The sequence below is a fragment of the Maribellus sp. CM-23 genome, assembly GCF_021354595.1.
Lineage (GTDB): Bacteria > Bacteroidota > Bacteroidia > Bacteroidales > Prolixibacteraceae > Draconibacterium.
Genome location: NZ_JADWYJ010000009.1, coordinates 102,376 through 116,973 on the forward strand (window position 1 = coordinate 102,376; position 14,598 = coordinate 116,973).

8 protein-coding genes are annotated in these 14,598 nt (G+C 43.5%); 2 read left to right on the forward strand and 6 right to left on the reverse strand.

The genetic code is table 11. From position 1 onward, the window contains the following. Nucleotides 1–61: 61 nt before the first annotated feature. Both INQ51_RS21900 and INQ51_RS21905 read left to right on the forward strand, forming a co-directional pair. On the forward strand, nt 62–1,240 hold the full coding sequence (locus INQ51_RS21900) for a glycosidase (protein WP_233380127.1): 1,179 nt from the start codon (nt 62–64) through the stop codon (nt 1,238–1,240). Beyond that, complete coding sequence (locus INQ51_RS21905) at nt 1,237–2,430, forward strand: AGE family epimerase/isomerase (protein ID WP_233380128.1); 1,194 nt, start codon at nt 1,237–1,239, stop codon at nt 2,428–2,430. The genes INQ51_RS21900 and INQ51_RS21905 overlap by 4 nt, the downstream gene beginning before the upstream one ends. A gap of 79 nt (nt 2,431–2,509) precedes the next feature. Here the strand turns inward: INQ51_RS21905 and INQ51_RS21910 are convergent, their stop codons facing one another. The 6 genes from INQ51_RS21910 to INQ51_RS21935 form a co-directional block, all read right to left on the reverse strand. After that, nucleotides 2,510–4,744 carry a GH92 family glycosyl hydrolase gene (locus INQ51_RS21910; protein WP_233380129.1) on the reverse strand — a complete coding sequence of 745 codons (2,235 nt, stop codon included), beginning with the start codon at nt 4,742–4,744 and terminating at the stop codon, nt 2,510–2,512. A 17-nt stretch (nt 4,745–4,761) separates the two neighbouring features. Beyond that, nucleotides 4,762–5,991, reverse strand: coding sequence for a hypothetical protein (locus tag INQ51_RS21915; RefSeq protein WP_233380130.1), 1,230 nt, complete (start codon nt 5,989–5,991; stop codon nt 4,762–4,764). Continuing rightward, nucleotides 5,984–7,282 (reverse strand): hypothetical protein, encoded by a 1,299-nt coding sequence (locus INQ51_RS21920; RefSeq protein ID WP_233380131.1) that lies wholly within the window; start codon nt 7,280–7,282, stop codon nt 5,984–5,986. The genes INQ51_RS21915 and INQ51_RS21920 overlap by 8 nt, the downstream gene beginning before the upstream one ends. A 125-nt stretch (nt 7,283–7,407) precedes the next feature. Beyond that, nucleotides 7,408–9,582: a hypothetical protein gene (locus tag INQ51_RS21925; protein WP_233380132.1), complete on the reverse strand. Its 2,175-nt coding sequence runs from the start codon at nt 9,580–9,582 to the stop codon at nt 7,408–7,410. Between the two features lie 11 nt (nt 9,583–9,593). Next, the gene (locus INQ51_RS21930) at nt 9,594–11,123 is read right to left on the reverse strand and encodes a RagB/SusD family nutrient uptake outer membrane protein (protein WP_233380133.1); all 1,530 of its coding nucleotides are present in this window, start codon (nt 11,121–11,123) and stop codon (nt 9,594–9,596) included. 12 nt (nt 11,124–11,135) lie between these two features. Further along, a complete protein-coding gene (locus INQ51_RS21935) occupies nt 11,136–14,507 on the reverse strand; it encodes a TonB-dependent receptor (protein ID WP_233380134.1) in 3,372 nt (1,123 codons plus the stop codon). Between the last annotated feature and the right edge of the window lie 91 nt (nt 14,508–14,598).

The window sequence follows — 14,598 nt, forward strand, 5'->3', positions numbered from 1 at the left end:
CAAATAATCCCAAAATACGAGTATCAGTATATCAAATGTCTAACAGTATAATATCTATATAATGAACAAGCTTTTTACAACACGCCTCAACCTGCTTAGCAATGAGCATAAGCAACTGGTTGAGTGCAAAAACAAGATAGAAGAACGATCCAACGGGATCTTTGAGCGTTACCAGTTCCCCATACTTACTGCTGAGCATGCACCTTTAAACTGGCGCTTTGACTTATCTCCAGAGCGCAACCCCTTTTTAATGGAACGACTTGGCATCAATGCTGTATTTAATGCCGGAGCAATCAAGTGGGAGGGCAAATACCTGCTAGCCGCAAGGGTCGAAGGTTGGGATCGCAAATCGTTCTTTGCCATAGCCGAAAGTCCCAATGGTATTGATCAATTCCGCTTTTGGGATCGCCCAATCAGCCTGCCCCAAACCGATGATCCGGATGTGAATGTTTACGACATGCGCTTGACAGCCCACGAAGATGGTTGGGTTTATGGTATCTTTTGCACTGAGCGAAAAGATCCGAATGCTCCTGATGGAGATACCAGTTCGGCTGTTGCCAATGCTGGCATCGTTCGAAGCCGCGACCTGAAAACATGGGAACGACTACCCGACCTGATCTCTACTTCGGGACAGCAACGAAATGTGGTCCTTCACCCGGAATTTGTCGATGGCAAATATGCCATTTACACCCGCCCACAGGATGGATTCATCAATGTGGGCAGTGGCGGTGGTATTGGCCTTGGATTTATCAATCGGATGGAACACCCCAAAGTTGAAAACGAGTGCATCATTCAAAATAAACAATACCACACCGTTTATGAGCTAAAAAATGGCTTGGGTCCCGCTCCAATCAAAACCAAACATGGCTGGCTGCACCTTGCTCACGGAGTGCGTAATACTGCAGCAGGACTTCGCTATGTATTGTACCTGTTCATGACTGATTTGGTTGAATTGGATAAGGTTACCCATCATCCAGGTGGATATTTTATGGCACCGCAAGATGACGAGCGAGTTGGCGATGTCTCCAATGTACTATTTTCAAATGGGTGGATTGCAGATGAAGATGGCAAAATCTACATCTATTACGCTTCATCAGACACACGTATGCATGTGGCAACATCCAGTGTTGACCAGCTGGTTGACTATGTAATGAACACTCCCGAGGATCGTTTTCACTCAGCCCAATCGGTAGATACCATCAATGAATTAATCACCCGAAACGAAGCCTTTGTAAAATGAAACAAGAGCTGATTGATCAATTCAAACACGAAGTTGAGCAAGAGCTGCACCGCATTATGGACTTTTGGCTTAGCCGAATGCCAGACCAACACCATGGCGGATTCCTGGGAGAACTAGATTTCTTTGGCAAGCCGGTTCCTGATGCTCCCAAAGGAATCATTTTAAACACACGAATCCTTTGGACTTTTTCAACCGTTGCCCAACAATCTCAGAAACACGAACATATTGAAATGGCCAAGCGTGCCTATCAATATTTACTGGATCATTTTCTGGACCAGGAGTTTGGGGGAGTTGTCTGGACGGTGGATTATCAAGGGAAAACCCAAAACAGCCGAAAGCAAATCTATGCGCAAGCCTTTTTCATCTATGCCCTGTCGGCCTATTACCAACTAACCAAAGAACAGCAAGCTCTGGACTTAGCAATCAGCCTTTTTGATTTGCTGGAAGAAAAAGCAACAGACCCAATACATGGCGGCTACCTCGATGCATTTGACAAAAAATGGAAAGAACTAGACGACATGCGACTGAGCGAGAAGGATCTAAATGAAAAGAAGATCTTAAACACTCACCTTCACCTGCTGGAGGCCTATTCAAGTTTAGCCCAGGTTTATCCCAATCCAAAGGTCAAGCAAGCACTAAATAAGTTACTCCAACTATTCAAAGAGAAATTTATTCGGGCTGACTTTCACCTCAACATGTTCTTTGATGAACACTGGAACATCAAAAGCCAACTGGTATCTTACGGACACGACATTGAAACTTCGTGGCTGCTTTACGAAGCGGCCGAAGAAGTAGCCACTCCAACTGATTTGAAAGAAATTAGGGAGCTGGCCGTCCAAATGACAAGAACATTTGTAGCCGAAGGCATCACTACTGATGGTGGTGTTCTCAATGAATTTGACCGATCAACCGGCCACCTGGATACTGATTATCATTGGTGGCCACAGATTGAAGCAATTGTGGGCTTGATTAACGCCTGGCAACTTTCTAAAGACGAACAGTTTTTAACCAAAGCGTTTAAAGTATGGGAGTTTACCAAGAACAACTTATTTGACTTGGAGCATGGGGAATGGCACTGGTCAGTTAATCAGGATCTAAAGCCGGATCAATCCCAAGTGAAAGCCGGATTCTGGAAATGTCCGTACCACAATGGCAGAGGCTGCCTAGAAATTCTGAAACGACTGCAATAAGTCGAGCCAAAAGAAAAAGGTACGAACTCATTTTAGAATTCGTACCTTTTTTTATTCGTTGATTCAACTTATACCAATATCATTCAACTCCCCATGAACGGTTCGCTTTTGGGCCCATTTCAAGGACCAACTTCCCTCCATTCAAAATAGCCTCGTGTAGAATTTCGGGCTTCACCAAAGCCTGCCCATCTAAACTAGCTGACTGAATGTACTTATTCTCCGATGATGCCTGAGGAGCACTTATCTCAAATGTTTTTCCATTTCCTAAATCAATTGTCACCTGCTCAAACACCGGGCTGCCAATCGAGTAAGTAGTCAATCCGGGGGTTACCGGATAAAAGCCCATGGCTGAGAAAACAACAAAGGCCGACATGCCTCCCCCATCTTCATCGCCCGGAACGCCCATTAGGTCATTGCGAAACCACTCGTGCAACAGCTTACGCAAGCGCTTTTGGGTTTTCCAAGGTTCACCGGCATAGTTGTACAGGTAAGGAACATGCAGCGAAGGCTCATTCGCCATCGAAAACTGCCCAACATTCCCGGTATGATCGGGCAATTGCGCATAAAATGCATACTTACTTCGTCCCAAAGGCTCAGTAAACATTTCATCCAAACGATTGATGAAATTCGTTTTTCCGCCCATCAGTTCAATCAAGTCAGGGATATTGTGCTGAACATCCCAGCGATAAACCCAGGCATTATTTTCACCATAATACTTCCGGGCGCCCATGCCCCCCGAAAATTTGTAATCAAATGGCTCAATAAACTTCCCATCCTTGTCTTTCGGGTGAAAGAAGTCGGTTTGAGAATTGAACAGGTTACGGTAGTTGAAGGAAGCTTCTTTAAACTTTTGGGCATCTTCTTCTTTTCCCAGGATCCGGGCGATCTCAGACAAACACCATTCATCATACGAAGTTCCCAGGGTAACCGCAACCGGCTGACGACTTTCAAAGTCATGTACTTCCGGAATTGTTTCCTCCTCCCCTTCGTACAGGGCTGGAATATAGCCGTGATCTTTATAAAACTGGTCGAGTTCTCCGCCTGGCATGCCCGACCACGGAGCCAAAGTTTTCTCGGTTATTGCTCCTTTGCAGGCCAGATAAGCTTTCTCTAAATCGAAGTTCCGCAATCCCTTTTGATAGGCATCAATTACCGAAGCAACGCCATGATTTGAATTCATCCGACGGCTATCACCCGTAATCTCAGGGAAAGTAGGCCACCAAAAGTGATCCATCTGCTCCGACATCAACACAAAAGAATGCAAAATATCTTCTTCCACTTTCGGATCAAGCAAGATCCGCAAAGGATGATGTGCCCGGTAGGAGTCCCAAATCCAATCGTCAGTATAAAATGGCCGACCAGCATCTGCATGCACCTCACCATCAAAAGCACTGTAGTAACGGCCATCTTCTGAAATACACACCGGACGCTCATAGCAACGATACAGCGACGTGTAAAAAACAGTCCGATCATCTTCTGTGCCTCCGGAAACCTTTATTTTACCTAGAGCTTTGGTCCAAACGTCGCGTCCTTGCTCCTGCAATTGAGCCACCGTTTTGCCGGCCACCTCACGGGTTAAATTGGCCTTAGCCTGCACTTCATCAATAAACGAAATTCCATAGCGCATTCGAAGCTGCTTGGTTCCCCGAGGGTACTTCAGCACCAAACAAGCATCCCGGCCTTCCACTTCTTTCTCGGCATGCAAGCTGCCATCAACCAACGATCCCACTATTTGAGGCATAACCTCCGGCTCCAAATAGAGATACACTTTTGTATTATTCTCGATAAGCTGATAGCCGCTTAAAGCTTTTCCATCCCAGCTCATGGCTCCATTGCCCGAGTTCAGAATCAGGTAAGCCGGTGCATCCTGCATAAACTTGAACTCGTACGCAGCCGACTGATGTGATAAGCCAAAGTCAACTTGTACTTGCTGTCCATCCAAAAAAACTGAATAAGAATAAGGAGTCAGCTTTTCCTGATCGTAACTAAAGTTGATTACCGGAGCTAAATCCTTCTCCTCTCCCTGAAAAGGACTCAGGTTAAAAGCCGAACTACCGCGATGGCTGGTCACCACCAAAGGCAATCCCTTCAACCTGATTTCGGTGTAATCACGACGTTCAGGATACACACGCAGCATACTGTTGGGCAAATGAATGGTTGGGAAGGTAGGCACCAACAGGTGACTGATATTCCCCATGTACGGATTGACATAATCAACGGGGGAATTTTCAGACTCATCCCCATTATTCGGAACTGAACACGATAGACCAAGAGCCAAAACGGCCAAGGCTATAAGGTTTAATATTTTTCTCATCACTTTAATTTTTGGGCTTAATTATTCCAGACTTGCTTGATTGAAGCTTCCAAATTAGCACCTTTTGAGCAAAACTTCCGATCATTTGCTTTAAAAATTCGTCGGGAACCATCTCCTGGCGTCAACACACGAACACCGGGCATTTGCAAATAACCATTGGGAGCATTCTCCTGAAGCCACTGATAAGCATAAGCCATCCATGCTGTCTGATCTTCTGGCGACAGCATGCTAAACCAGGTAATTTCGTCGTAGCCCCACACAAAGTGCGACGTGGTATCAGCAATTCCGGGCGCCTGGCTAACTCCAAAATTATCGAACTCAACCAGGTAAGGCAAACTCTCACTGTGCCATCCACTGGGAGTTATTCCCCCTTTGCTTTTGGTATACAAAGCATCTAAATGTCCTACTTCCAAAATGCCTTCCATGGGCTTTCCTGCAAGCTCCTTCACCCGTAACGGAAAAGAATGGAAATCCAGTAGCAGACGACCATCAACCACCACGCCCTTATTGGGAGTATGCGCATCAAACAACAGGTATTTTCTTCGGGCATGGGTCGACGCATAGGTTCGAACCTGATCCAACAATTGCTGAAACTGAGCATGATTCGTATCATTCATTCCAATCAAGGCAATCTGCCCCCAATGAATCGCTTCAAATCCGGCATCGATGTACATGGTTGCTAAAAAGTAAAACCAATATTGAGTTTCCAATTTGGTTAAATCAGGGACACTGCAGCCTGCTCCCCATAAATCGACATAACGGCCGGAATCGTCCAACATCGCGTCATAATTGAAATTCCGATGCACAACTTCATGCCCAAAAGCTTCAAACACACGAGCTGGAATCGGCACCTGATTCACTTGCCTGGATACAGCCTCAAAAATAGCTGCCTGAAAAATGACATCACCATCCTTCTCGTGAACCCGCTCAATCATCTCTTTCATATAATTCTGAAACTCAGGCTTGTTTAGTTGATCCTCGTTTCCCCAGCGAAAAGCAGCCCGTCCGACGAACTTCGCGCCAATGCTCTCCAAAAACCGGACATCATCGTCTTTACAGGGATTGTAACCATCTTGTGACAGTTCTGCTTTTACACAAAATTCAGACATGGTTATTGCTTTGGCCAGGTAATTACGAAGAATAGGCTCCGAAATACTTCCTTCGAAAAAATAGGGATCGTCCTGTTTTCCAGCTCCGGCACAGCCCATCAACAGCAAAATCGCCAACAATCCAACCAACTTATTCATCGTCACTCCAAATTTGTTTGATTGTTTCTTCCTGACTGTAACCATGCTCAAAACCCGCCGTCTTCCTATTGGCACGATAACGTTCATTCCACGATCCGGCATAAGGAACCACCTTTCGGTTGCCGGGCATTTGCAGGTTCCCGATGGGATCATATTCTTCAATCCAGTCCCAAGCATACTTTAAGAATTCATTTCGGTAATCTTCTGGCTGAAGGCTAAACCAGGTAATTTCATCGTAGCCCCACACCCAGGTAGAACTTAACTTTGCCTCTCCCGGAAAGCTGGAGATTCCAAAATTATCGAACTCCACCAAATAGGGCAAGCTTTTACTTTCCCAACCACTTGGCGTTGTACCTCCTTTGCTTCGGCGATAAAAAGCATCTTCGTAATAAAGCACCAGCTCAGCCTCCTGCGGCTTTCCGTAAATCTCCCGCATCCGAAGTGGAAAACTGTGAAAGTCCAACAGTAAGTTTCCATCTACAACAAGCCCACCACCCGGTACATGGCCATCAGAAAGAATAAACTTTCGACGTGCATTTTCCGATGCATAATCACGCACACGGGTCAGCACATCATTCCAACCTTCGTAGTTGTTATTTTTGTCAGCCATGGCATCCAGTTCAACTTGTCCCCAGTGAATGGCTTCTATTCCTATATCGATGTAGTTTTTGGCTAAAAAATAGAACCACATCCGGGTTTCCAACCGGCTAACATCGGGAACACTAGCCCCGGCAGCCCATTGATTCACAAACTTGCCTGATGTATTTATCATCTTTGAATAATCAAACATGCGGTCCTCAACATCCAAACTGAATGCTTCGAAAACCCAAGCCGGAACGGCAATCTCATTCACCTTTGTGGTAACGATTTCGAAGATACAAGCCTGGAAAATCAAATCACCATCCAATGCATGCATTTGCTCCGAGCGCTGTTTGGCTTTCGCAAAGAAATCCGGATTGGCTGCTTTATCCTCCGAGCCCCACATAAATATTGACCGGCCAACAAACTTAGCGCCCAAGTCAATGAGCATGCGTTCATCGTCCTCCCGCTGAGGAATTGCAGAGTCGTAGATGAACTCATCCGCTGTGAGGAACTCCGCCATGGTAATCGAACGACTTAAATAACTTCGGAGTACATTCTCGGGCATAGTTCCGGAAAAGACATAGCTTCGCTCAAAAGTTGCTGGATTTTCATCATCCGGTTCATCGGGCAATGTACCAGAATCGTCACCACATGCCAAAACTCCGGTAACCAATAACAGCAACAGTAAATATTTCCAATTTGTTTTCATAAATACCTTTCATTTACGACTTGCTTCAGCAACAAGTCTGTGTTAAAGATTATGCACCAAACCACATGGTTGGTGCATAATCGACTAGGCTACTCTTTCATTAAAATCGAAAGAAAATGACTTCATCAGTTACAACGTGTTAAGCTATTAAAATCAATGGCATCTTCGTTGCTTCGTTTTAATACAATTAACGCTTCGTTATTCTGAATCACGCCATCATCATAATATTCTTTTATTGTACACATTCCAGGCCCGTTGCCATTTGTTTCATTGGCAATCCATCCATTCTCAACAATTTCAATCCGATTCCCCCCAATAAAACTCAGCTTATCCAAGCCTCCAAGGCTATTGATAAACGGATTGTGCTTGATAATCAAATTTCCTCCAATGTAATCCAGGCCCGGGTTCATCGTGGTAAAATTCCACAGCTTATTGCCTTCACTTCCGCTGTTTTCAACATGGAAGTCGCCACCTACATAAACCAGGCTTAGCAGACCAATTCCTCCGTCAATAAACTGAGGGCAATCCTTGATGACTACACTTCCGTAAACGGAATCAATTTTCGTCAAAGCATCAGGTGCCCAGTTGAAAGGCATTTGTGGTAAATTTTCAAGAACCAGGTCACCATGGATCACTTCCAGGTGTTTAAAGCCATTGGGATTATTCATACTTGCATTGTTACGCAGCTCGATATTCCCTTTAAATTCTATTAACTCAAAGAAATTTTCGGTGGTCGTGAGTGCAGTATTCTCAATCCGAACATCCCCCATCACCACTTTTACTTTCTCGGCAATTGAGCCAATGTAGTCAATGCTTCCTCCCTGGATGAACAAATCCTGAATGGTATCGTTGGCTGGCTGAAACAGATCAACCTCTCCCTGACTTCCCAAGCTATACGAAGTAAACAGGGGCACATCGCTACCATCACACATCTGCAGGGCATAGAAATCTATGTAATTCTGTTCGCCCGATCGTTTCAATTGAATAACCGAAGCAGCAATCTTTCCTTCAGCCAACTTTTCTCTCAACAGACAGAAACCAGGTCCATCTCCTCCGGAATAATCAGGAATACCACCATTATCCACGATGGTAATGCTATCACCGCCCAAATACTCCAGATTTTGGAATCCGTCGAGGCTATTCACCACTTGATTTCCAGTGAAAGTCAAGTCACCACCAATGTATTTAATTCCAGGATTCATAGAACCTAAGTTCCATAGATCACCCCCACTTCCTGAGATTTCAAAATCGCCGGCCACATAAACAAGGCTTTGCAAGCCGATAGCTCCGGAACTAAACTGAGGACAGTCGCGAATAATCAGGTCTCCATAAACTGAATCGATTTTGGTAAAGGCATCTGGCGCCCATGCAAACGGCAGTTTAGGACAATTATCCACCACCAGGTCACCATTGATTCGCGTAGTATGCTTAAAGCCATTCGGGTTATTCAGTTCCGGGTTATCCAACAGGTAAACACTGCTATCAGCCCGAATAATATCAAAGAACCCTTCCGTTGTCGGTACCGAAGTATTTTGAATGGTAATTGTTCCTTTAACTACCTTCACCTTCTGTGCAATCGAGCCAATGTAACCAATGTCAATACCTCGGATGGTCAGATTTCCAATGGTATCTTTGGCGGGTGAAAATTGGTCAATCGCAGCCTGCGATGTTAAAACATAATCGATGTAACCACTCTGGCGGGCAATAGAGCCAATCAAGCTGACATCGGAGACTGAACTTGGATGGTTGTTACTCAACGTAACTTCTCCTTCCAGTACTCCTGCGTTGTACAAATTCAATAATCCACAGAAACTTCCTTCCTCAATGGCACAATCTTTATCTTCACCAAGCTTGTCATTATTGCGGATGATTAATTCTCCTTTTACAAATTCAAACGAATTAAATCCGGAAATATCTTCCAGGTTATCATTGTTATCAAACTCAACACTTCCTCCTAAAAATTTCAACGACGGAACTCCGGTAAACCAGGTCAAAGCAGGATTGTCTTTGACCACTAAAGCTACCCGCACCGCACTTAAATTAGGAAGATCGACATTGGTTATTCCCGTATTTTCAATGATTATAGTATTCACCACCTGAACAGTAACAGCAGAAAGATCAATAATTCCTTCTCCTGATATTCTCAGTCTATCAATTTCCCGAGGGTAATCAAAGTTATTCACCTCTTCCTGGCTGGTTAATGTAACCTGAACGCCTCTCGCTAATTCATCTTCATTACAACTGTATAGCCCCACCACAAATGCCAAAAGCAGCAGGACACTCATTATCTTATTTTTCATTAATTCTGGTGTTATTGGTTTAAATCAGATTCTCTTTGTGGTATCGGGAAAAAGTTGGCATAGTCTGCATCAACAGTCTTATTCGTGATTTCTTCAACTACACGGTTCGTGCGTCTCAGATCATACAAACGGTGACCTTCAAAAGCCAACTCATACTTTCGTTCACTCCACACAGCTTTCCTAAAATCGCCCAACGATAAATCCGGGTTTAACTCTTCCAAACCTGCCCGCGAGCGCACCTGGTTAATCCAGTGATAGCCTTCTTCGGTATTGCCACAAGCCTCGGCATACAGCAAAGCCAAATCGGCAAAACGAATAAAGTAAGGATTGGCGCTTGTCTTTGTTCCATCCGATTCCGGATCGGAATACTTCCGGCAAAACGGATAATAGAAAGCACTCAGGATTTGATCTTCGCTATTGATATTTGAAGGATCGTATTCTGCCAATAATGAGCCATTTGCATCGTATATTTTTGATACAAACAAATCCTTTCTCTTATCATTTTGAGCATAGCTTTTAAAAAAGGTCGAATCCGTCCGGTAGACAGCCCAACTCTGATTGTTTACCATCGGATACACATTGCCCGCCATATCCAGCTCACTGCTTACATATACTTTAGGCAAACTAATCACAAACATTTGAGGGATTTGCGAAAAATTCCCTTCTTCTCCGCTTAAAAACCGTTTTTGCGAAAGCATAAAAATATGCTCCGGACTTGTTTCATGGTTATCAACTTCATACAATCCCAGCAAATCCGGGTCAAGTCGGTAATCGCCCTGGCCTTCAACAACCAGTTGTCCGTATTTTTTTGCTTCAGTGTACATCGCTTCATAATCCGAAACCCAGTCATAACCTTCTGCTCCGGTCATTTTGGATGAGGCCAAAGTAGCATACACCTTTGTTAGCAAAGCCTGCGCAGCCACCCGGTCGGCTCTCCCCTGCTGTTTGCTGACACTCATCAAATCAACGGCTTTATCCAAATCGTCAATAATAAGGGCATACACTTCTTCAATGGAAGAAAAATCAACTTTAACATCGTTGATATCGGCCACAACTTTGGTTCGGATAGGAACTTCACCATAAGTTCGAACCAAATAGAAATAATTAAACGCCCTTAAAAAATATGCTTCACCCATGTATTGATCTCTCACACTTTCCTGCATTGACTTAATTTTAGGGACATTCTCCAGAACTGAGTTAGAGCGAGCAATGGACAAATAACAATATTTAAAAAAGCCCGAGATAACAGTATTTGAAGACGTAAACGTCCAGTTGAACATCTCGATACGATAAGCCTGTTCGCCTTTCCCGTAAGTGATCATTTCGTCGGTGGTAGCATCGGCAATATCAAAAATGAAGCGCGATCCATATTCAATATAGTTCAGCGGGTCATACGCATAAAGCAGAGCTGAAAGCGCATCATCTGCTGACTCAAAAAAATTATCGTTGGAATAAATTCCGTACGGTTTTTCGTCCACCCAGCTTTCGCAAGATGAAAGAAATGCAATTCCCAGAATTAGAATAATTATTTTATTTCTCATTGTTTCGTTGTTTTAGAATTTAGCATTGATTCCTAAAGTAAAAGCACTTACCCTGGGATAGGGATTCCCGCCAATACCATTTTCCCCTACTTCGGGATCATATTCACTTGTATTCGAAATGGTAAACAAGTTGGTGGCATTGGTGTAGATTTTAGCTTCCTTAAAGAACCCCAGGAAGTTCCGTTTAAAATCGTAGCCCAGCATCACGTTTTGAAGACGCAGGAAAGAACCGTCTTCAACAAACCAATCTGAAATTTGGTATTGTCTTCCGGAACGCAAGCTCGGGCGATCGTTATTGGGGTTGGTGGCAGTCCAACGCCCTTCAACTAAGCTTGGAGTTGTTAATTTACGAAGTGAGAATACATCATTCCCATACACTCCATAGAACATCATACTTAGCGAAAAGCCTGATTTATGACTTAAATTAAGGTTCAAACTTCCTGTAAAATCAGGATTGGGATCACCAATAATGGTACGGTCTGCCGAAGTAATTTCACCATCATTATTCAAATCAACATAGTTGTATTCGCCGGGCTGAAGCAGCTCACTTTCTTTAGGTCCATCCTGAATAATTCCATCGACTTTATATCCATAGAACACGTTAATGGGTTTACCGATAGCCAGCACATTCACCACCTGGTCGGTCCCAAGCACTCTTCGCGAACCGTAAAATGTATATTGGTTGCCATACTCATCAACATTGTAACCTGCACCTTCTTTGGTTCCAATATTAACCACCTTATTCTTGTTTTTATAGAAGATCAGGTCGGCTGAAAAATTGAAATCTTTTCCACGAATAATATCCCCTGACAAAGACAATTCAATCCCTTTGTTTTGAACCTCTCCGTCATTAATCCAGATTTCATCAAAACCGGTGTTTGGTGGCAAAAATTTCTTCCGCAAAAGGTCGGTTGTTTTCTTGCTGTACACATCCATCACCACATTCAAACGTTGGTTGAAAAAAGACATGTCCACACCAAGGTTTGCCTGGGCTGTTTGCTCCCAACCCAAACTTTTATTGGCAATTCCACCCCACTCGGCAAAACGTCCGCGTGATGCAATGTAACCGATACCGTTGATGATTTTCTCTTCACCATCGGTGTAGTAATAACTCTCGCCAAATCGTTCATACGTTAAACCCGAAGGAATTCCCTGGTTCCCGGAAATACCATAGCTCGCACGAAATTTCAGGTTGTCAAAAATTCCCAATGCCTTTATCGTTTCTTCTTCCGAAGCTCTCCAGCTAAAAGCCCCCGAAGGGAAATACGCCCAACGATGGTTTTCGCCAAATTTTGAAGAACCATCTAAACGAGAAGTAAATGTAAACAGGTATTTATGATTGTATGAATAATTGATCCGGTTGATTCCTGATAACAGTTTAGGAGAACCGTAGCCATTTCCCAGGTATTTGATTGACCCGGCCGACAAGTTTTCTTCACGCAAAATATCGTTGGTAAATTCACGGCTCTCCAGAAATGAACTTCGATAGGTATCATTTTCATACGACACTCCGGCCATTACCGAAAAATTGTGCTTTCCAATGGCATCTTCATAAGTCAAATAGGTATCTCCTACTACGGCATCATTCGCGGTCATGGTTAAAGTTCCCCGCCCATGATTCTGGTCTCCGTCTTCGGTATAAATAACCGGATCAAACGTTGTTGCCATATAACTCACATGCCGGTAATTCACCTGGGTCGTATGCCGGAATTTACGGCTGATTTCCCAATCAAACTTAAGCTGAGCAAACTGCTCTTTGGTTTTATTATAGTTGGTACGCTCGTTCAGTAAAGCCACTACGTTGCCATAGTCTTTGGAGTAACTTTTAAAATAGGAACCATCACCAGTATAAACCGGGAAAATCGGATTTCGTCCGTAGTCCAAACCGCCGTTTCGATCCCGGTTACCCGCCAATATTCCAAACTTCGTTTGAACCTTTAAATTATCAAGCAGCTGATACTCAATCACCACATCGGCACTGAATTTATTGTAGTCATCTTTCTCCTGCATCCCTTCTCCCTGGAAGTACCCGATATTCAGGAAAAAGCTGGTTTTATCGTTTGAGCTTTCCACTCCAACATTGTATTCCTGATTTACAGGAGTCCGAAACACGTAATCGGTCCAATCAGTATAGTAAGGCCAGGCACCACTTTCCAACTGCTCAATAGACGGATAATAAATACCCAAAGAGTTTCTCGCGCCACGATAAAGTGGCTCAAGCCCTTGATTGATGAAAGCTTCGTTTTCGAGCTTCGCCATTTTCACAGGATCTTTCCAGTAGTCCAGCTCATCGCTGAATTGAGAAATACTTGTTTTTGTATTAAAAAAGATATTTGTACCTCCTACGCGTCCCTTTTTGGTGGTAACCAAAATGACTCCGTTTGCCCCTTTTGATCCGTAAATAGCAGTTGCTGAGGCATCTTTCAAGACTTCAATGCTGGCAATATTGTTTGGATTGATCATATTCAGACTACCGGCATCGCCCATCGGAAAACCATCGACAACTACCAATGGTGCTTTGGAACCGTTGATTGAGCTGGCTCCCCTTACCCGGACCGTTGCTCCTCCTTGCGGATTATCGTCCGAAGGGTTTATAATTTGCACTCCGGCAATTTTACCCTGCAAAAGTTTCTCAACAGATGCTGATGGAGTCATTTTTATTTCGTCGGCCTTTAAAGAAGCAACACTTCCCGTAAGGTCGCTTTTTTTCATGGTTCCATATCCGATTGCAATTACCTCTTCAATTCCAATTGCATCTTCTTTCAGTACAACATTAATCGTTGTTTTGCCTGATACTGCAATACGTTTGCTTTCCATCCCCACAAATGAAAACATCAGGTAAGTATCTGTTGGAACTGCATTCAACGAGTAGTATCCTTCATTATCTGTTACTGCTCCTTTAGCGGTTCCTTCAATAACAATGGAGACGCCGGGAAGCGGCCGTCCTGAAGAATCAGTAACCCTGCCAGAGATTATTTTTTGCTCTTTGGTTACTTCCAAATCTCCATCAAGCACTTCAGGTGTTGTTAATACGATAATTCGGTCACGTATCGAATAATTGACGTTCGTACCTTTAAATAATAAATTTAGCGCCTGTTCGATTTTTTTATTTTCAATAGCTAGATTAACTTTCCGATCAACATCGATTAGGTTCTCACTATACAAGAAATAAAACTCACTTTGATCTTCGATATTCTTTATGACTTCTTTTACAGTGGCCTCACCCATATTTATATTAAGCATCTTGCTCTGCGCATAACTTTTGTTGGCAAAAACTCCAGCTACCGAAACCAATAATAGAAAAACGGTTAGTTTCATTACTTTTAATAGTTTAATAAGCCCGGAATATTTCCACCCCCGGACAAAACAGATTTTTTTTTTCATACTTTTGTATTGATATAATTAGAAATAGCCCTGTAAAGTGAAGCATACAGGGAAATTTTACAATCTACGGGGAACTGTTGCTAGCATTTCC

Excerpts from the sequence above, each read along its gene's own strand:
- INQ51_RS21900 (WP_233380127.1), top strand. The coding sequence starts at position 62 with ATGAACAAGCTTTTTACAACACGCCTCAACCTGCTTAGCAATGAGCAT.
- INQ51_RS21910 (WP_233380129.1), bottom strand. The coding sequence starts at position 4,744 with ATGAGAAAAATATTAAACCTTATAGCCTTGGCCGTTTTGGCTCTTGGT.
- INQ51_RS21925 (WP_233380132.1), bottom strand. The coding sequence starts at position 9,582 with ATGAAAAATAAGATAATGAGTGTCCTGCTGCTTTTGGCATTTGTGGTG.
- INQ51_RS21915 (WP_233380130.1), bottom strand. The coding sequence starts at position 5,991 with ATGAATAAGTTGGTTGGATTGTTGGCGATTTTGCTGTTGATGGGCTGT.
- INQ51_RS21930 (WP_233380133.1), bottom strand. The coding sequence starts at position 11,123 with ATGAGAAATAAAATAATTATTCTAATTCTGGGAATTGCATTTCTTTCA.
- INQ51_RS21920 (WP_233380131.1), bottom strand. The coding sequence starts at position 7,282 with ATGAAAACAAATTGGAAATATTTACTGTTGCTGTTATTGGTTACCGGA.
- INQ51_RS21905 (WP_233380128.1), top strand. The coding sequence starts at position 1,237 with ATGAAACAAGAGCTGATTGATCAATTCAAACACGAAGTTGAGCAAGAG.
- INQ51_RS21935 (WP_233380134.1), bottom strand. The coding sequence starts at position 14,507 with ATGAAAAAAAAAATCTGTTTTGTCCGGGGGTGGAAATATTCCGGGCTT.